The following is an 18,388-nucleotide window of genomic DNA, read 5'->3' on the forward strand; positions in this document are numbered from 1 at the left end:
CCGTTATCCCGGACATGGAGCGACATCCGAAAGAGCCAAAGCCTGCACCTCGCAGACCAACCCGTCGACCAATGCCGCCGCATCGCGCGGGCGGAACAGGGCGCCGGCATATTCCAGCCGCAGGACCACCGTGTCGCGTGGCACCACCATCAGGTTCAGCGGATAGCTCATTCGCCGGAGGTTGCCGACGTCGCGGAAGGACAGGGTTGCGCGTTCGCTCTGCCGCAGGGCGGCGTCAACCGGATAATTCTCGAAAATCATGATGCTGTCGAAGGGAGCGGAGGCCGGGTCGGTCCAGCATTGAAGGGCGGGCGGCGCATGGCCGTTCTGACGGGCGGCGATGTTGGCGGCCAGCAGCCTGAGCAGTCAGTCGTCTTCCCGGCTGTCTTCGTGAGCGCCGGCGTCGACCACCTCGTGGACCAGTGGCAAGAAGCCCACCAGCAGGCCGGTCAACCGGTCGATCCCCGGCATCTCGACGGACCGGCCGGACATGACGGCGCCAAAGCCAACCGTGTCCTGCCCGCACAGCCGGGCCAGAAGCCGCAGCCAACCGGCCTGGATTAGCGTGTTCAGCGTCACCTTCCGGGCGCTGGCGAAGCGCTGGAGTTGCTGCACTGCCGCCTTGTCGATGATGCGCTCCTCCGTCCCATCGGGCCTCGGTGCATCCGGGGGCGATAGGATGGCGGTCAGGCGGGTGGGCGCCGGCAGGACAGCGAGACAGGACCGCCAATGGGCGTGCGCGGCGGCGCGATCCTGCTTCCGGCTGCGCGCCTAGGTCCAGGCGACCAGATCGTGGACGCGCACTGCCGGCGGGGGCACCGCTTCCCCATCGTAACGCCGCAGGATCTCGCCCAGCAGTTGCGACATGCTCCAGCCGTCGAGCAACGCATGGTACCAAGTCCATAGGAAGCGGTGAGTGGAGGTGCCGATGCGGGCCAGCACGACCCGCATCAGAGACGCTTTGGCGATGACCTGGAGCGCCAGGATCGAATCGCCGCCGATGGCGAAGAAGTCCTCCTCGACCCCGACCGACGGGCGTCCCAGTACCTCCGCCCAGAGGGCCGCGAGTGTCTCCTCGGCCTCCGTCAGGCGGCGGCCGGCCGAGGGGGCAGGCGGGGCGGCTTCGTCGTCCGGCAGAGTGGCGGCCATGGCGGTTCGAAGGGCGTCATCATCGAGCGTCGCCAAGGCGACGAAGGCGGTCAGCCGCAAGCCGACCCCGCCGCCGGCGGTCACCGGACGGGCGAGGACGGCCGCCTCCACCACGCCGGGCTGGCGGCGCAGCCAGGATTCGACCTCGCCCAGTTCGACGCGGAAGCCGCGGATCTTCACCTGATCGTCGGCGCGGCCAAGGAAATCCATGAGGCCGGCGGCGGTGAGGCGCACGCGGTCGCCGGTGCGGTACAGCCGGCCACCGCTGCGCCACGGATCGGGCACGAAGCGCTCGGCGGTCGGGGCCGGGCGGCCGAGGTAGCCAGCGGCGACACCGCTGCCGCCGATGGCGAGTTCGCCGACGACGCCAAGCGGCACAGGGTCGCCGTGGCGGTCCAGCACCGCGGCATGGACGCCGGCCAGCGGGGTGCCGATGGGGACCGGAACGCTCGGGTCCTGAGGGGCGGGGCGGTCAGGCAGCCGACGGTGGTCTCGGTCGGGCCATAATGGTTCAGCACCCGGCAGCCGGGGGCGAGCGTGCGCAGGCGAGCGACGAAGCCACCCTCCAGTACCTCGCCGCCGAGGACGAGGCAGCGGCGCGGCAGAAGCCGGGCCGGATCGGCCACCGCCATCAGCGCGGCGAGATGCGAGGGAACGATCTTCAGCGCGTCGACCGGCCGTTCGGCGAAATGGCGGGCCAGCACGCCGGGGTCGTCGGCCAGCGCCGGCGCGATGATCCGCAAAGTGCGTCCACCGAGCAGCGCCCCGAACCAGGCGGTATAGCCGAGGTCGGCGGTCACCGACGCCGGAGTGGCAAGCGTGGCTTCTTCCGGCAAATCCATCGCTGCCAACACGCCTTGGGCATACTGGACGAGGTTGCCCTGGGTAACCACCACCCCCTTGGGCGTGCCGGTGGAGCCGGAGGTGTAGATCAGGTAGGCCGGTAGGTCGGGGCTGGCCGGGACAGGGGCGGCATCGCCTGAGCCGCCGTCGAACGATGCACCGTCGACCTCCAGACATGCCTCGCCGCCGAGCCAGCCGGGCGCCGTGCCGTGGCCGACGATGGCGCGCGCGCCGCTGGCCGTCGCTAGGAGGGCGAGGCGCGCGTCGGGCAGCGCCAGGTCCAGACAGAGGTAAGCCGCTCCCGCCTTCCACGCCGCGATCATGCCGACGGCCAGCGCCGCGCCCCGCGGCAGCCACAGCCCGACACGGTCGCCCGGCCGCACCCCGGCGTCGGCGAGCCGCACCGACTGCCGGCCGGCGGCAGCGTCGAGGTCGGCGTAGGTTGGGATCCGGTCGTCGTCCTCCACGGCCGCACGGCCGGGATGACGGGTGACAGCGGCCTCAAACAGCGCAAGGGCCGAGGTCGGCGCGCCGGCGGCGGGTCCCCGGCGCAGCGAACGGTCGGCATCGTCGGTGGTCGCCTCCAGGGCGGCGATTGGAGCGTCGGGATCGGCGATCGCGCCTTCGAGCAGGGCGAGGAAGCCGCGCCGCATGCGGGCCGAGGTCTCCGGTCCGAACACCGCCGGGTCGGCGCGCCATTGGCCGGTCAGCCGCTCGCCGTCGTCGACCCAGCGCAGGTTCAGCTCGTTGGCGGCGCCGCGCTGCTGGGCGAACAGCTTCCGTCGGACGGCGCGGTTGACGGCGGAGCGCTCGCCCACTGAGACATAGGTGGTCATGTGGCGGAACAGCGGCCCGTTGCCGCAGGCCAGCGCGGTGATGCGAGCGAGCGGCAGCGGCAGGTCGGCCTCGCGCTCCAGCCAGTTCAGCCGGTCGGCGTCGCTCATCGCCCCGGTGGCATGGACGGCGACATCGGCGGCGAACCCGGGCCGCCGTTCCATAACGAGGCGGCCATCGGCATCCTCGCGGAAGTGGCTGGACAGCGCCTCGTGCCCGGCGATGACCTGAGCGAAGGCGGCGGCCAGCCGCTGCGGGTCGATACCCGGCGCAAGCCTCACCGCGTAGGTCATGTTGTAGGCCGGATCCTCCGGCGCCAAGCGCCAAGCGGTCCACAGGGCGCGCTGTTCCTCGCCAGCGGGAATGGCGGTGGGAGCCGCGGCGGGTGCGGTCGTGATACTGTCCATGGCGGGGTCCTCAGGCGGCGGGAAGGTTAGGGGAGCGCACCGGGTCGGCCATGGCGACCACGACCTTGCGCCTGCCGGTGAAGGGCTCCCGCCCATGGGCCGCCAGCATGTTGTCGAGCATCATCACGTCCCCGTCCTGCCAGGGGAAACTGCGGGTGCAGTCGTCCAGGACGGCACGGATATGGTCCAGCGCCTCGTCCTTGATGGGCGTACCGTCGCCGTAGAAGACATGGCGGGGAAGTTCGGACTCGTCCTCCACCACCGCAAGCAGGCTGTCGCGCACCGCGGGCGGCAGGTTGGAGACGTGGAACAGGTGAGCCTGATTGAACCAGACCTCCTCGCCGGTCACGGGATGGCGGGCCACCGCCTGACAGATCTGGCGGGTGCGCAGCTCGCCGTCCTCGTCCACTCCCAGGCGATTGCGTTGGCGCGGCAGAAACGCTCCACCTCCGCCGGATCGTCGGTGTTGAAGGCGCGCTGCCAGGGAAGTTCGAGGCCGTTCCCGTAATTGCGCACATACATCAGGCGCTTGGCGGCGAAGCGGGCGCGGATCGCCGGATTGATGCGCCGGGCGACCAGCCGGCTGTCGGCGATCGGTGTCGCCCCGCCGGTGGTCGCGGCGGTCACGCAGTGGAACCAGATCGTCTGCGGCCACTGCAGGATATAGGCCTGCTCGTTGTGCAGCGGGATCGACTGGTGGGCCGGATATTCCGTGGAGGTGTCGACGCCCTTGTCCACCGCGGAGCGCGGGGTGGAGCCGAAATCATAGTCGAGCAGCGGCCGGCCGAAGCTCTCGGCGAAGGCGCGGAAGGAGGCGTCGCCATGCAGCCGTTCGCGTACCACCGCGCGGATGTCCGGCAGCAGATTCCGCCATCCATCGTCATCCAGCGCGCCGTCCTTCGACGTCACCAGCAGCGGCAGGTCGGCGCCGGGAAGCAGCGGCTGCACGGCCAGCGTTTCGGGGCTTGCGGCCGGGCTCGGATCGAAAATGCGTTGGTCCATGGGGTGATCGGTCCGTCCAATTGCGGGCAGGTCGACAGAGACGTCTTTACTGTGAGTAATAATCGTTCTCATAGTGGCGCTGAGCGCTGCTCCTGCCGACAGGTGGGGCAGCAATCGCAGCAGGTCTTGGGCCGTGCTTGGAACGGCTTCGGCGCAGAGACCGGATGAACAACACATATCTTGCGGGCAATCCCGCCGGGCCCCGCAGCCGGGACGGACGTTAACGCACCACAAACCCACTTGCAAATGAGAATTAATCTCACTATGCAAGAAGGCATGACGCGCTCATCCGAACGCGCATTCCCCGAACACGATCATCTCTTCCGCGCCCTGGCCTGAAGGAGCTTCGGCATGAGCTGGGACAGCCCGGACACGCGATTTCACGTCGTGGTGAATGACGAGGAGCAGTACTCGATCTGGCCCGACCACAAGCCGGTTCCCGCCGGTTGGCGCACGGTCAACGTCAGCGGTCCCAAGGAGGACTGCCTCGCCCACATCGAGCGAGTGTGGACCGACATGCTTCCGCTCAGCCTGCGCCGCGCCCTGGGCGATGCGGCCTGACCGGCCGTGCCCGATCCCGTTTTCCCGCTGAGGGAGATGTGCCCATGACCGCGACCATCACGGCACCATTCGGCCTGGACGGTTTCCGTGCCCAGCCGGCGATCCGCCTCGGCGACGATCCGATGCTTCGCCGTCAGGAGGCGCGAGAATCCAACGCGCGCTCCTATCCGCGACGCATCCCCCTGGTGCTGACCGAAGGGCGTGGCATCTATCTGCGCGACAGCGCCGGTCAGCTGTTCATCGACTGCCTCGCCGGCGCCGGAACGCTGGCGCTGGGGCACAACCACCCGGACGTCGTGGCGGCGCTGCGCGCGACGCTGGACAGCGGGCTGCCGCTGCACACGCTGAACCTGACCAATCCGGTCAAGGACCGATTCGTCGAGGATCTGTTCGCGGCCCTGCCGCCGGCCTTCGCCCGTGATGCCCGGATCCAGTTCTGCGGCCCCACCGGCGCGGACGGGATCGAGGCGGCGATGAAGCTGGCCCGCACCGCAACCGGGCGGCGCACCATCGTCGGCTTTTCCGGCGGCTACCACGGCATGACCCATGGCACGCTGGCGATCATGGGCAATCTGGGGCCGAAGCGCCCGTTGGGCGGCGGAATTGGCGACGCCCACATGCTGCCCTATCCCTACGACTACCGCTGCCCGTTCGGGCTTGGCGGCGAGGCCGGGGTTGATGCCGGCCTGTCGATGATCGAACAGCTGCTGAGCGATCCGGAATCGGGCGTCGTGACGCCTGCGGCCGTGGTGGTGGAGGTGGTACAGGGCGAAGGCGGCATGGTGCCGGCGCCGGTGCACTGGCTGCAGGGACTGCGGCGGCTGACCCGTGCCCATAGTGTCCCACTGGTCATCGACGAGGTGCAAACCGGGCTCGGCCGCACCGGCCGGCTGTTCGCCTTCGAACATGCGGGGATCGAGCCCGACATCCTGGCGCTGTCCAAGGCGATCAGCGGCAGCCTGCCGCTGTCGGTGGTGGTCTACAACGCTGGCCTCGACTGCTGGGCGCCGGGCGCCCATGCCGGAACCTTCCGCGGCAACCAGTTGGCGATGGCTGCGGGGTTGGCGGCCCTGCACCGGATCCGTGCTCTCGATCCTGCCGATCCGCGCGCAGGAAATCGCTGCGGCCCTTACGGCGGACGCCGAGCGGGGCCACGGCCAACAAATCCGCAAAACGACATCAGCACAGTGACGAATGGGGGACTTTCAGAATGAAGACCATTGGGCAGCCCGGATGCCGTTGGGGAAATAACAGGGGGCGCGTCCGCCTGCTGGGGTCGGTCGCGGCGGCAGCCCTGCTGCTGCCGGCCGTCGCACTGGCCCAGACTGCGATCCAGAATGGGGGGAAAAACACCGGCAATGCCTCGTTGGAGACGATGACGCTGCCAACGATCGACGTCAGTGCCGACCGCCAGCACGACGCCAACCCGCCGACCACCGTCGGCTCCAAGCTGCCGTCGGCGCCGCGCGAGGTGCCGCAGACCGTCATCACGGTGCCGCGTGAACACATCGAGGAACAGAAGCTCATCACGCTGGAAGACGCCATGCGGCAGACGCCCGGCGTCACGGTGGAGCCGATCGACGGCAACCGCCTGAACTTCTATTCGCGCGGCTTCGAGATCACCAACCTGCAGTTCGACGGCGTGCCGACGACGCTGGACGACCGCATCTTCGCCTCGCCCGATCTGGCGATGTATGAGAGGGTCGAGGTGCTGAAAGGACCGGCCGGCCTGCTGAACGGCATGGGCGGGCCGGGCGGCGCGGTCAATCTGGTCCGCAAGACCCCGAAGAGGACGCTGGAAGGCTATGGCGAACTGACCGCCGGCTCCTACGCCAACTATCGCGGCGAAGGCGACATCACCGGTTCGCTGAACGAGTCCGGCAGCCTGCGCGGGCGTTTCGTCGGCGCCTATCAGGACCGCAACGCCTTCCAGGACTGGACGGAGCAGCGCCGTGGCCTCGCCTATGGCAGCATCGCCGCCGACCTGACGTCGGACACCACCCTGACGGCCGGCGCCTGGTACCAGCGCATGAGCTACCAGGGCGCCTGGAACCTGCCGGCCTATGCGTCGGTGGTGGGTGGGCGGCCGCAACTACGCCTGCTCGACGTCGACCGCTCGACCTCGCTGGGCGAGAAGTGGAACGAGGACGTCTTCACCACCAAAGGCGGTTTCGCCGACCTTGAGCACCGGTTCGACAGCGGCTGGGCGGTGAAGCTGGCCACCCATTACATCGACAACGAGATGGACCGGAAGATGGCGTATGCCTATTCGCCGGTCACATCGGGGGTGAACCGGACGACGCTCTACGCCCAGAAAGTCCGCTACGATCAGGAGCAGCTGGGCGCCGACCTGTCGACCACTGGCAATTTCGGGCTGTTCGGCTTGACCCACGAGGTGGCCGTCGGCGCCAATTACGAGCGGACGACCTTCCGCCACCGCGCCGCCAATCCGGTCGGCAGTTGGTCGGTGACGCAGAACATCTTCTCGCCCGACGCCTCGGCGGCAGAGCCGGCCTGGCGGGACTGGCAGAAGGACACCAAGACCACCACCGACAGCTGGGGCACCTACGGCGTTCTGCGCCTGAAGCTGGCCGAGCCGCTGAAGATGATCGTCGGCGGGCGGATGAACTGGTGGCAGACCAAGGTCGATGCCGATGCCCTGGCCGGCACCCCGGAAAGCAGCGCGTCCGTCCGCGGCAAGGTCACGCCCTATGCCGGCCTCGTCTATGACGTCAACTCCACCTACGCCCTCTACACCAGCGTCTCGCAGGTGTACGAGCCGCAATCCTACGTCGATGCGTCCGGCAAGGTGCTGGAGCCGCTGAAGGGGCGGCAGTATGAGGCCGGCATCAAGGCCGATTACTTCGGGGGCCGCCTTCACGCCACTGCGTCCGTCTTCCACATCGAAGAGGAGAACCGGCCGCAGTCCGACCCGCGCTTCCCCAACCAGTCCATCTACGTCTCCGGCGGCAAGGCGCAGAGCCGCGGATTCGAACTGGATGTCTCCGGCGAGATCCTGCCGGGTTGGGACGTCTATGCCGGCTACACCTTCACCCGTGCCAAGAGCCTGGACAGCAGCGCCAACGCGGCGAGCGCCTTCACCGCCATCGCGCCGATGCATCAGGTGAAGCTGTGGACCAACTACCGACTGCCGGAGAGCATCGACGACCGTCTGAGCGTCGGCGGCGGCGTTACCGCCCAAAGCTCCATGTACAACGAGTTCCCGGCGCTGGGTGGCGCCCGCCTGACCCAGGGCGGCTATGCGACGGTGGACGCCCGCGTCGCCTATGATGTGACGGAGAAGGTGACGGCGGCGCTCAACGTCAAAAACCTGTTCGACCGCACCTATTACCAGCGCGTCGGCACGCCGCAGTCCGGCAACATCTACGGCGAGCCGCGCACGGTGCTGCTGACCCTGCGGGCGAAGCTGTGACGGAGGCGAAGGCCCTGCGGCAGCGGACCGTTGCCGGCAATGGTCCGAAGCGGGGGCCATCGCGCCTCCGCACCGCCGCGCGGGTGACGGCGGCGGTCTTCGGGGCTTATGGCTTCGCCTGGGGCATCGCCGCCTTTGGGGCGGAATTGGGGACGCTGGCCGGTATGGCCCCGGCGGAAGCGGTGACCGCCGCCAGCCTGCTCGCCCTGCTGGTCCTGCCGGCGGTGTCGCTGTGGGCCTTCGCGGTGCCGCGAGCCGGTGTCGGCTGGGCGGTGCTGGGCGGCGGTGCGGTCGTGATGATCGCCGTGTCGCGGCTTGTCGGGATCACGGCGCCATGACGGCGGGAAAGCGCAAGCTGATCAGCCCGGCGCTGCGCGCCGCGATGCTGTGGCCGCACACCTGGGCGGGAGTGACGCTCGGCGGGCTGCTGATGCTGGTCTTCTTCATGGGCTCGCTGGCGGTCTTTGCCTCCGAGATCGACCGCTGGATGATGCCGGACACCCGGATCGGCGCGGTGGAGGCGCCGGAGGCGGCGGTTTCGTTGGACCGGACGGTGGTGCCGCTGGTGGAGCGGCTCGCCACCGGACGGGCTGTCCGCGACTGGTATGTGCAGTTGCCGGACGAGCGGCGCCCGGTGATGGCCTTGCGGGTGCGCACCGAAAACGGCACTGCCGGCGCCATGGCGACCGCCGGCGGTACGCTGCTGCCGCCGGTGGGGACGCTGGGTGCCAGCTCCTTCTTCTATCCGCTCCATTACAGCCTGCACCTGCGGGCGGGCTTCGTCGGCTATTGGATCGTGTCCTTCGCATCGGTGGCGATGCTGGCCGGGCTGATCTCCGGCGTCTTCATCCACGCACGGATCTTCAAGGACTTCTTCACCTTCCGCAGCTGGGGCCAGCTTCGCCGCTCGCTGCTCGACCTGCACAATTTGACCGGGGTGCTGGTGCTGCCCTTCCACCTGATGATCACCTTCACCGGGATCGTCATCATCCTGCCGATCGTGCTTCCGGCGGGCGTCCAGGCGCTCTATGGCGGGGACGTGCAGCGCTTCTACGACGATGCGCTCGGCAACTACAGCCGGCCGCGCGCCGGCATCCCGGCGGCGGCGGCACCGCTCGACCCGATGCTGGTCGAGGCGAAGCGCCTTTGGGGCGGCGGCGAGCCCGCGGTGGTCTTCGTCTACAATGCGGGCGATGCCGCGTCGGTGGTCCGCATCAACCGCGACACCGGCGACCGCATCAGCCTGGATGTCCAGCCGGTCTTCTTCGACGGCGTGACCGGCGCGCTGCTGAAGTACCAGCGGCCGGGACCGATGGTGGCGGCGCACCGGGTGATGTCGGGACTGCACTTCGCCGCCTTCGAGCATTGGCCGCTGCGCTGGCTCTATTTCCTGTCCGGCTTGACCGGCTGCGTGCTGATCGGCACCGGCATGCTGCACTGGATGGAGAAGCGGCGCGTCGTCCATGGCCTGCCCGGCGTCGGTTGGCGCAGCGTCGCCGCGCTGACCTGCGGCACCACCACCGGGTTGCTGATCGCCACGCTGGCGATGATGGCGGCCAACCGCCTGCTGCCATCCGGAGTGCCGTCACGCGAGCTGGTGGAGGTCGGCGTCTTCTTCCTGACCTGGATCGCCGGCGCCGTTCACGCCGCAATCCGCACACGGCTGGATCCGCCCTGGAGGAACCAGTGTGCCGCCGTCGCGCTGCTGGCTGCGGCGTGCGTGGTGCTGAACTGGATCACCACCGGGGAGCATCCCGTCCGGGCAGTTGCGGCCGGCGACTGGGCGGTGGTCGGCGTCGACGCCGTGCTGGCGCTGACGGCGGCCGGTGCCTGGCGCGTCTCCAGGCGTGTGGCCCGGCGCGCGCGGCCGGAACTGTCCACCTTGTCGAAGGTGACCGACCATGCCTGATGTCCTGTCCTTCCCCGCGATCTTCGGCCTCTGCTACCTCGCCTTCGGGGCGCTCGCCCTGACGGTGGAGCGGCATTGGCGCGATCTGGTCGATCCCCGGCGGGCTCTGCCGCGGCGGACGGTCCTTCGCCTGCGCTGTGCCGCGGCGATGTGCATGGCGGCGGCCTTGTCTGCCGCGGTGCACCGGGACGGCGCCGGCTTCGGTATCCTGCTCTGGGTGCTGGCGCTGACCGCGGGTGCGCTCGCCGTCAGCGTCACCATCACATGGCTGTGCAGGCCGGCGCGCGGCCGGACGCGGTGACGCTTCGGACGACGCCGGCAACCCTGTCCGGGTCGATCACCAGATCCTCCCCGCTGCGGGTCACGCCGTAGGTGGCGATGTGCGGGGTGCTGCCGGCGCCCATCAGGTCGAGCGTCTCCTTGATGCAATAGCCGGATCCGGTCAGCGCCCAGGCCAGCCTTGGCGGAGCGGGAGCAGGGGATGAGTCGGTCATACCCGCACGCCCGGCAGAAGTTCCGCCTCCGGGTTGCGCAGCAGGCCGCAGCCGGGATTCGCGCGGCCGACAAGCGCCTCTTCCATCAGGCTGTGGTTGTCGCGATGGATGCACCAGCTCTCGCCGGAGAAGCGCGCGCGCCAGTGCGGAAAGGCCGCGTCGACCAGCCCGTCGCGCGCCAGCGACGCCGCATCGGTCGCCGCGCACGGGCAGGGTCCCGACTTGACCAGCACCAGCGCCGCCGCATCCAGTTCCACCGCCAGCCATGCCGCGAGACTGTCGGAGGTGACATCCCAGCTTTCGGCGATCTCCGGCCGGTCCAGCACCATGGCGGACGGCAGCCACACCGCCGGCATCCGTGCCCGGATCAGCGACCGCAGCCGCTCGTGCGTTGCTGCTGTCTGCAGGTTGGGACAGATGCCGTGCAGCATCAGCCCGAACTGCTCCATCGCCAGCAGGGCCATGCGATGGGCGAGGCGGTCGTCGAAGCGCCAATTGTCCTGGGCGTCGCGGACGGCATCGGCGAACGGGCCGCCACCCGGCACGATGACCAGAGGGTGGAGATGGCCGGGACGGGCGATCAGGTCCAACCAGGTTCCCAGCCGGTGCCAGTCCGACAGGCTGCCGCCGATCTTGATCACCCAGGGCCGCGCCGCGGCGTCTGGCGATCCGTCTTCTGGCGATGCGTTGGCCGTCATCGGATCAGATCCGCCGGTCGGCCAAGTGGTCGGCCATGACCATTAGGCGATGTGACGCCGCCAGGGACGCTGCGGGCATCTGGTCGCGCGTCCGCTCCAGCCGGATGCCCGGAACCGCGACCCCGTCGTAAATGTCCAGCTTCGCCACCGACACGCGGGCCGACTGCACCTGTTCGTGTGCCAGACACATGCGGGCGATCTTCTCCGCCAGCATCTCGACCAGATTGGTGTGCTCGTCCATCAGGATCCGTTTCAACCCGGACAGCAGATCATCGTAGGACAGCACATCGCCGATATCGTCGGAGAACTGGGCTTCGTCCTGGCGCACCTGCAGCAGAAGATCGATGCGCACCCGCTGAGGCGCACCGCGCTCGTAATCGAAGACGCCGATCCGGCAAGGCAGGACGACGTTGTCCAAGAACAGCTCGTAGAGGCCGGCCGGGATGGAGGACAGCCGGGCGTCGGCCGTGGCCGTGCCGCGCGCGCATTGGGCGGAAAGGATCGTTTCGAGCATCGGTGCCGTCCTCCTGGCAGTTGTCCGGCGGGGCCTGGCGCGGATCGGATGTCTGGCAGGCCGTTTTGTACCTTATCGGCGACCGGAGGAGGGCATGTGTTCGAATGCGACACCGAATTGAGAATTCCCGCCGCCGCCCGCCTGATTTCCCGGAGTTGAGCCTGATCCGCACCTGCCGCATCAGGTCAAGCCGGCGAACTCGTGCGCGGCGGCAAGGGGGCTGTGCCGCTGGCTCTGGCGGTCGCTGCGCGGAGCGAGGCCGAAGTGATCACGGTAGCATTTGCTGAAGTGGGTGGCGGAAATGAAGCCGCAGCTGATCGACACCTCCATCACCGACATGCGGGTCTGGCACAGCAGCTGCCGCGCCCGCTTCATCCGAAGGCCGAGATAGTATTTGGCCGGCGAGCAGTTCATGTATTTGCGGAACAGCCGCTCCAGATTCCGGCGGGACTGGCCCAGCTCCGCAGCGAGCGTCAGCAGGTCCAGCGGTTCCTCGATGTTGGCCTGCATCACCGCCACGGCGGCGTTGAGATCTTCGTGATCCAGCACCGGATTGGCATGCAGTTCTTCCTGCTGGCGGATGCTGCCGGCCCGGATCTTGGTGTGGAGAAGCTGTTCGGCGATGTCCATCGCCAGCTTCTCGCCATGCCGGGCGGCGATCAGGTGCAGCATCATGTCGGTGGCGGCGGTGCCGCCCGCGCAGGTGAAGCGGTTGCGATCGATGGTGAACAGCTCCCCCGTCGCCTCGATCTCCGGGAAGGTCTCGGCGAAGCCGGCCATGTTCTCCCAATGGATGGTGCAGCGGTAGCCGTTCAGCAGGCCGGCCCGGGCCAGGATGTGGCTGGCCGTGCACAGGGCGCCGAAAGCGATTCCCTGGGCCGCCGAACGCCGCATCCACGAGAAAACCGCCCGATCCTCGTACCAGTGGCCTCCGATGCCGCTGCACACCATCACGGTGGACAGCTGAGGGGCGTCGGTGATGGCGTGGTCGACGCAGATGCGGATGCCGTTGCTGGCCCGCTCGACACCGCCGGTCGGAGAGAGCAGCACCCAGCGATACAGCTCCTTGCCGCTGATGTGGTTGGCAAGGCGGAGAGGCTCCACCGCCGCTGTGAAGGCGATCATGGAGAAATCGGGAACCAGGAGAAAACCGATCGTGTCGGCCTTGGAACCGCCGGACTGCTGTTCAATGCACTTCATTGTCCCGTGCCCCTCTTCCGCTTTCCTGTTCGTATCGTGGGTCGCGAATGGTCGGCGAACACGCTGTTTACCCGTGGCCTTGTTTGCTTCGGCGGCCACGTTCGGATGGGCGTGGGATCGATCCCTTTCCGCGCCATCAGACTTTTATGACAAGCAGCCTACGCAGGTTGCGGCCCGGTGACATTGAACAAATCGGACATAATTCTTGAAGAAGCACGACGTTGATCGAGTCAGGATTGTTTTTAGTACCAATCATCCGTGTGCGCGAACGATAATATCATCCGGCGAGGTAATCCCGCATGTCCCAAACGGATGATCCTGGATGAACTTTGGACCCGGTCCTAATCAAAAGGCACCGTCAGTTTGGCATTGGACGGGTTGCCGGCGCGGGCGACGTCTGAATGCGGAGCGGCCTGACGACCCTCACCAACCGCCACAGCCGTCCGGCCTCCGACTGCCGTACCGCCCGAGCCCAAGCCTTCGCCATCTGGGCCGAGGTCGTCGGCGCGCAGCAGGTTGCCGCGTGATTGCCCGTTCCAGGGCGTCCATGGGCAATCCGTGTCATCGATAATCGCCATAATCAACAAGTTGACGGTGCCATCGCGAGACCAACGCCAAGGGGGTGATCCGCTACTTCACCTATGTGGTGAGGAAGTGAAGACCCCCGCTGTGGAAATCGCCTGGGCGACAACCGCCAATGCCTGCTCCAGATCGGATCTGGCAATGGTCAGCGGTGGGGACAGCGTCAGCACGGTACCCTGCGAGATCTTCAGGCTGACACCGGCCGCGAGCGCCGCGTAGAAGGTCGCCTCCGCCCGGTCGGCAGCGCTGCGGCCGTCATGGTCGGCCAGTTCCACCCCGATCAGCAGCCCGGCTCCGCGGATGTCGGCGATGCCGGGCAGCGCCGCGGTCATGTCGCGCAGACGATCCAGCGCGAAGGCGCCGAGGTTTGCGGAGCGTTCTGCCAGCCCCTCGTCCCGGATGATGTCCAGGGTGGTGAGGCCGGCGCGGGCGAGCAGCGGATTCTTCTCGTGGGTGTAGTGGCCGAGCGCCCGGTCGGCGGCGACATCCAGCCCGGGGCGGGCGATCACCGCAGCCAGCGGCAGCATGGCGCCGCCAAGCGCTTTGCCAAGCACCAGGATGTCCGGCTGCGCGCCGAACGGCTCGTGGCTGAACAGGCTGCCGGTCTTGCCGAGGCCGGTCGGGATTTCATCGAAGATCAAGAGGACGCCGGCCGCGTCGCAGGCCCGCCGCACCTCCGCCCAGAATCCCGGCGGCGGCACATAGGGCACGGCGCGCACCGGCTCCGACACCACGGCGGCGACGTCCCCCTCCTTTTCCAGCACATAGCGCAGCATCCGCGCACAGGTCATCCGGCAGACGTCAAGGTCCGGGCCGCCGCCGGGTGCCGGATCGAAGCCGTAGGGACAGCGGGCGCAGGCAAATGGCGCCACATGCTCAGTTCCCGCCAGCAACGGCCCGATCCCATGGGAGCGGAACAGCGCCTCTCCCCCGACGCCGGACGCACCGAAACCGGCACCGTGAAAGGCATCCCAGAAGGAGACGGTCTTGAAGCGGCCGGTGGCGACGCGGGCCAGTTTCAGCGCGATCTCGATCCCTTCAGACCCGCCCGGAGCGAACAGCACGCGGCTGCCGGGGCCGGTCGGGGCGACTGCCGCCAGGCGTTCCGCCAACTCGGCCGCCGGTTCGCAGGCGAAACGGCGCGGAGCGAAGCTAAGCTCGTCCATCTGCGTCTTGAGCGCCGTCACCAGCCGGGGGTGGGCGTAACCGATGTGATGGACGCTGTTGCCATGGAAATCCATGAAGCGGCGGCCGTCCATGTCCTCGATCCAGATGCCCTCGGCCTTGCGGATCGCCGACAGGCAGGGGGTGGACAGGGACTGCCTCAGGAAGGCGGCGGCATCGCGCTCCACCAGCGCGCGGGAGCGGGGGCCGAGGGCATCCGCCATCCAGCGTTCGCGGCGCGGCCCGAGGTTGATGTCGCCTTCGGAACGGTCGGCCTGCATCGCGTCATCCTTCTGTAAACCGGCCTTTCAGCCGGTGATCTTGCCGGAGCGTGCGGCGGCGCAGGCGTCGTGCAGCGCGGGTGAAAAGGGGTCGACCCCGACGAAACGGTCGGGCGCGAAGGGGGAAAGGTCCACTGACCCCGGCTTGGCCAGGACGGATGCCGCCACGACCCGCCCGATGCCGCCCGATGCGGCGATGCCGGCGCCGCAACAGCCGGTGGCCATGAAGAGCCCCGGCATCTCCAGGACCGGCCCCAGCACGAACCGGCCATCGGCGGTGTAGGTGGACAGGCCGGAAACATAGTGGGCGATGCCGGCTTGCAGCAGTGGCGGGCAGAGTCGCGCCAGCGCCTGCCAGCCCTCCTCCAGCGTCTGCCAGCCGCCGTCGGCATCGGCAAGGTCCAGTCCGGCCGTGTCGGCGGGAAGCCGGGCCGGATCGAAGGCCAACGACCGCCGTCCGCGCAGCCCGAACAGCAGAGCGCCCAGTTCCGGCCGGGCATAGGCGCCGGCATCAGGCATGACCAGCACCGGCAGGTTGCGGGGGAACAGGTCGGGGTGCTGTCCGGTGATCCAATACTGGCTGCGCACCGGCGCTTGCGGCAGCCCCACTCCGGCAGTCCAGGCCAGCCCGGCCGCCCAGGCGCCGGCGGCATTGACCACCATCGGGGCCGAGATGACGCCATGGTCGGTGTCGATGCCCGCGACCCGTCCACCCTCCACCCGGATCGCCTGCACCGACGGGCCGGTCATGATCCGGACGCCGGCGCGGCGGGCCGACCGGCGGTAGGCATCGGCCAGCCGGACCGGATCGATGAAGCCGTCCAGCGGCATGAAGGCGGCGCGTTCGACGGCCTCCGCCGACAGGCAGGGCGCGAGGCGGGCGGCGCCGTCGCCGTCCAGCCAGTCGACCGGATCCGTGCTGTCGGCGACCAGGGCGCGCAGGGCCTCGACACGCGCAGGACTGGCGGCGACATGCAGGGTGCCGACCCGCCGCAGCCCGAGCTCCTCTTCCAGTTCCTCTTCCAGGCTCGTGATGGCGGCGTAGGTGTCGCGCACCAGTGCGGCCGTCGCCGCATCGCCGCGGGCGCGAGTCAGCAGGGCGGCGGCCCGCGCCGTCGCCTGGGTGGCCGGCGGATGACGATCGACCACCAGAACCGACCGGGCGGCAGGACCGAGCGCTTGCCCCAGCGCCCAGGCGACCGCCAACCCCAGGACGCCGGCGCCGACCACCACGATTTCCGAGCGGTCGAGGACTGGACCGGCCGTCACGGCTTCTCGCCGCGTGCCAGCCGAGCTTCGATGGCGTCGAGCAGTGGCAGCGCCTCGGCCAGCGACCGGACAACGTAATGGGCGCCGGCTCGAGCCAGCCGATCGGATGCGGTGGCATGCAGCGCATCGCGCCATTCGGGCGCCAGGGCCTGCCAGTCGGCAAGCGGCACGCCGACCTCATTGCCGGTATCGGCCACCGCGATGGTCCACATGCCGGCGTTCAGCCCCTCTTCGACATCGACGATGGTGTCGCCGATCTTCACGCAGGCTTCCACCGGCGAGACCGACAGTTCGACCACGCAGCGCAAAGCCATCGCCGGACCGGGCCGGCCGGCCGGAGTCTCCCCGGCGCAGACGGTGATGTCGGGTTCATAGCCCTGCGCCGCCGCCACGCGCTGCACCACCTCCATCACCGGGCGGGGGTAGCCGGTGGTCGAGCCGATCTTCAGCCCGCGCGCCCGCAAGGCGGCGACCGTCTCCGCCGCACCGGGAATCACATCGGAATGCCGCTCCACCACCTCCACCTGCAGTGGCAGGAAGGTTTCGTAGAGGCGGTCGACATCGGCGTCGGTCGGGGCGGCGCCATGGACGGCGGTCCAGGCGTCGGTCACCGGCGCCATGCGGGTGATCGCCTGGATGTGATGCCATTTGGCCATCCCCATGGGGGCACGGGCCTGCTCCAGCGTGATGGTGACGCCGGAACGGCGGAACGCTTCCATGAAGGCGCCGGCCGGGGCGAGGCAGCCATGGTCCACCGTGGTTCCGGCCCAGTCGAGGATGACGGCCTGGAGCGGCCCGGTGTAGCGGCGCGAATAGACGAAGCTCATCGGATTTGGCTTTCGAACGGAAGGAGCGGTCAGGGGGTGCCGGAAGCGACGCCCATCTCCGACAGGGTGGTGCGGATGGCGGCGAGGGCGGCGGTCATCTCTTCCGCCCCCAGCCGGCCGATGCAGCCGATGCGGAAGCTGTCGGCCACCGTCAGCTTGCCGGGATAGATGACGAAGCCGCGCTCGCGCAGCCGGTCGTAGAAGTCGGCGAAGACGAAGGCCGGATCGGCCGGCATGCGGAAGGTGACGATGATCGGCGCCTGCAGGTGGTCCGGCAGAAGGGTTTCGAATCCCAGTGCCCGCATGCCCTCGATCAGGATGGCGGCGTTGGCGCGGTAGCGGGCGCCACGCCCCTCGATGCCGCCTTCCGCCTCATGCTCGTCCAGCGCCTGGGCGAAGGCGGCGACCACATGGGTGGGCGGGGTGAAGCGCCACTGCGCGTTCGCCTCGAAGCCGCGCCACTGGTCGTGCAGGTCGAGCGACAGGGAATGGGCATTGCCCTTGGCCGCCTCCAGCGCGTCGCGGCGGGCGATGACGAAGCCCATGCCCGGCACCCCCTCCAGGCATTTGTTGGAGGATGCGGCGACCGCGACGGCGCCCAGCGCCGTCATGTCCAGGGGAAGCGCGCCGAAAGCGCTCATGGCGTCGATCAGCAGGGCGCGGCCGCGGGACCGGGTGACTTCGGCCACCGCCTCGATCGAGTTGAGGATGCCGGAGGTGGTTTCGCAGTGGACGATGGCGACATGGGTGATCGCCGGATCGGCATCCAGCGCCTCGGCCAGCGCGGCGGGCGACACCGGCAGGTCCTCCGCCGTTTCCAGCGTGGTGACGGATCGGCCGGCCACTTCGGCGATGCGGACCATGCGGGTGCCATAGGCGCCGTTGACCAGCACCAGCAGCCGGCCGGCGCGCGGCACCAGCGTGCCAATCATCGCCTCGACTGCGAAGGTGCCGGAACCCTGAACGGGCACCGCGACATGGCTGTCGGCACTGCTGCCGGCCAGACGCACCAGCCGGTCGCGGATAGCGGCGTTGAGGCCGATGAAGCGGCTGTCCCGCGAGCCCCAGTCGCGCAGCATCGCCTGCTTGACGGTGGCGGAGGTGGTTAGAGGGCCGGGGGTTAGCAGATAGGGCACAGGGTCAGGCATAGGGAAAATCCCAAAGGAGAAGTGAACCCGAACTGTCGGAATGGCCCCATGACGCCGGTTCGCCTATTATAAA

The 18,388-nt window shown here is 68.9% G+C and carries 18 protein-coding genes and 2 pseudogenes; 6 read left to right on the forward strand and 14 right to left on the reverse strand.

Features of this window, described 5'->3' with window-relative positions:
* Window positions 1–3 precede the first annotated feature (3 nt).
* The 6 genes and pseudogenes from M5E06_RS16740 to M5E06_RS16765 all read right to left on the reverse strand — a co-directional run bounded on the left by M5E06_RS16740 (window position 4) and on the right by M5E06_RS16765 (window position 4,235).
* Entirely contained in the window at window positions 4–261 is a 258-nt protein-coding gene (locus tag M5E06_RS16740; RefSeq protein ID WP_252139133.1) for a hypothetical protein, read from the reverse strand.
* Window positions 262–366: 105 nt separating this feature from the next.
* Window positions 367–753: pseudogene (locus M5E06_RS16745) on the reverse strand (condensation domain-containing protein); the annotation flags it as partial.
* An 18-nt stretch (window positions 754–771) separates the two neighbouring features.
* Window positions 772–1,434, reverse strand: a complete 663-nt coding sequence (locus tag M5E06_RS16750) for a phosphopantetheine-binding protein (protein WP_353654346.1) — start codon at window positions 1,432–1,434, stop codon at window positions 772–774.
* A gap of 90 nt (window positions 1,435–1,524) precedes the next feature.
* Window positions 1,525–3,329, reverse strand: a pseudogene (locus tag M5E06_RS16755) (AMP-binding protein); the annotation flags it as partial.
* Window positions 3,244–3,597 carry a TauD/TfdA family dioxygenase gene (locus M5E06_RS16760; RefSeq protein WP_353654336.1) on the reverse strand — a complete coding sequence of 118 codons (354 nt, stop codon included), beginning with the start codon at window positions 3,595–3,597 and terminating at the stop codon, window positions 3,244–3,246. The pseudogene M5E06_RS16755 and the gene M5E06_RS16760, both read right to left, overlap by 86 nt.
* Window positions 3,579–4,235, reverse strand: coding sequence for a TauD/TfdA family dioxygenase (locus M5E06_RS16765; protein ID WP_252139136.1), 657 nt, complete (start codon window positions 4,233–4,235; stop codon window positions 3,579–3,581). Before M5E06_RS16765 ends, M5E06_RS16760 begins: the two co-directional genes overlap by 19 nt.
* A 351-nt stretch (window positions 4,236–4,586) precedes the next feature.
* On the opposite strand from M5E06_RS16765, the gene M5E06_RS16770 reads away from it, so the two are divergent.
* The 6 genes from M5E06_RS16770 to M5E06_RS16795 are packed head-to-tail and all read left to right on the forward strand — an operon-like array spanning window position 4,587 to window position 10,439.
* Window positions 4,587–4,796 carry an MbtH family protein gene (locus M5E06_RS16770; RefSeq protein ID WP_252139137.1) on the forward strand — a complete coding sequence of 70 codons (210 nt, stop codon included), beginning with the start codon at window positions 4,587–4,589 and terminating at the stop codon, window positions 4,794–4,796.
* Window positions 4,797–4,840: 44 nt separating this feature from the next.
* Window positions 4,841–6,010 carry a diaminobutyrate--2-oxoglutarate transaminase family protein gene (locus M5E06_RS16775; protein ID WP_252139138.1) on the forward strand — a complete coding sequence of 390 codons (1,170 nt, stop codon included), beginning with the start codon at window positions 4,841–4,843 and terminating at the stop codon, window positions 6,008–6,010.
* Entirely contained in the window at window positions 6,007–8,229 is a 2,223-nt protein-coding gene (locus M5E06_RS16780; RefSeq protein WP_252139139.1) for a TonB-dependent siderophore receptor, read from the forward strand. The genes M5E06_RS16775 and M5E06_RS16780 overlap by 4 nt, the downstream gene beginning before the upstream one ends.
* Window positions 8,226–8,567, forward strand: coding sequence for a hypothetical protein (locus M5E06_RS16785; protein ID WP_252139140.1), 342 nt, complete (start codon window positions 8,226–8,228; stop codon window positions 8,565–8,567). The genes M5E06_RS16780 and M5E06_RS16785 overlap by 4 nt, the downstream gene beginning before the upstream one ends.
* Window positions 8,564–10,138, forward strand: a complete 1,575-nt coding sequence (locus M5E06_RS16790; protein ID WP_252139141.1) for a PepSY-associated TM helix domain-containing protein — start codon at window positions 8,564–8,566, stop codon at window positions 10,136–10,138. Before M5E06_RS16785 ends, M5E06_RS16790 begins: the two co-directional genes overlap by 4 nt.
* A complete protein-coding gene (locus tag M5E06_RS16795) occupies window positions 10,131–10,439 on the forward strand; it encodes a DUF3325 domain-containing protein (RefSeq protein ID WP_252139142.1) in 309 nt (102 codons plus the stop codon). The genes M5E06_RS16790 and M5E06_RS16795 overlap by 8 nt, the downstream gene beginning before the upstream one ends.
* Here the strand turns inward: M5E06_RS16795 and M5E06_RS16800 are convergent.
* From M5E06_RS16800 to M5E06_RS16835, 8 genes are all read right to left on the reverse strand, one after another.
* On the reverse strand, window positions 10,399–10,632 hold the full coding sequence (locus tag M5E06_RS16800) for a hypothetical protein (protein ID WP_252139143.1): 234 nt from the start codon (window positions 10,630–10,632) through the stop codon (window positions 10,399–10,401). The genes M5E06_RS16795 and M5E06_RS16800 overlap by 41 nt on opposite strands.
* On the reverse strand, window positions 10,629–11,330 hold the full coding sequence (locus M5E06_RS16805) for an amino acid kinase family protein (protein ID WP_252139144.1): 702 nt from the start codon (window positions 11,328–11,330) through the stop codon (window positions 10,629–10,631). The genes M5E06_RS16800 and M5E06_RS16805 overlap by 4 nt, the downstream gene beginning before the upstream one ends.
* A gap of 4 nt (window positions 11,331–11,334) precedes the next feature.
* On the reverse strand, window positions 11,335–11,844 hold the full coding sequence (locus tag M5E06_RS16810) for a dihydroneopterin aldolase (RefSeq protein WP_252139145.1): 510 nt from the start codon (window positions 11,842–11,844) through the stop codon (window positions 11,335–11,337).
* Window positions 11,845–12,024: 180 nt separating this feature from the next.
* On the reverse strand, window positions 12,025–13,044 hold the full coding sequence (locus M5E06_RS16815) for a GlxA family transcriptional regulator (protein ID WP_252139146.1): 1,020 nt from the start codon (window positions 13,042–13,044) through the stop codon (window positions 12,025–12,027).
* Between the two features lie 635 nt (window positions 13,045–13,679).
* The gene (locus M5E06_RS16820) at window positions 13,680–15,071 is read right to left on the reverse strand and encodes an aspartate aminotransferase family protein (RefSeq protein ID WP_252139147.1); all 1,392 of its coding nucleotides are present in this window, start codon (window positions 15,069–15,071) and stop codon (window positions 13,680–13,682) included.
* A 27-nt stretch (window positions 15,072–15,098) separates the two neighbouring features.
* The gene (locus M5E06_RS16825; RefSeq protein ID WP_252139148.1) at window positions 15,099–16,340 is read right to left on the reverse strand and encodes an NAD(P)/FAD-dependent oxidoreductase; all 1,242 of its coding nucleotides are present in this window, start codon (window positions 16,338–16,340) and stop codon (window positions 15,099–15,101) included.
* Window positions 16,337–17,167, reverse strand: a complete 831-nt coding sequence (gene phnX, locus M5E06_RS16830; protein ID WP_252139149.1) for a phosphonoacetaldehyde hydrolase — start codon at window positions 17,165–17,167, stop codon at window positions 16,337–16,339. Before phnX ends, M5E06_RS16825 begins: the two co-directional genes overlap by 4 nt.
* A 29-nt stretch (window positions 17,168–17,196) precedes the next feature.
* Window positions 17,197–18,315: a 2-aminoethylphosphonate--pyruvate transaminase gene (locus M5E06_RS16835; RefSeq protein WP_252139150.1), complete on the reverse strand. Its 1,119-nt coding sequence runs from the start codon at window positions 18,313–18,315 to the stop codon at window positions 17,197–17,199.
* Window positions 18,316–18,388: the final 73 nt, after the last annotated feature.

The sequence above is a fragment of the Azospirillum sp. A1-3 genome, assembly GCF_023806445.1.
Taxonomy (GTDB): domain Bacteria; phylum Pseudomonadota; class Alphaproteobacteria; order Azospirillales; family Azospirillaceae; genus Azospirillum.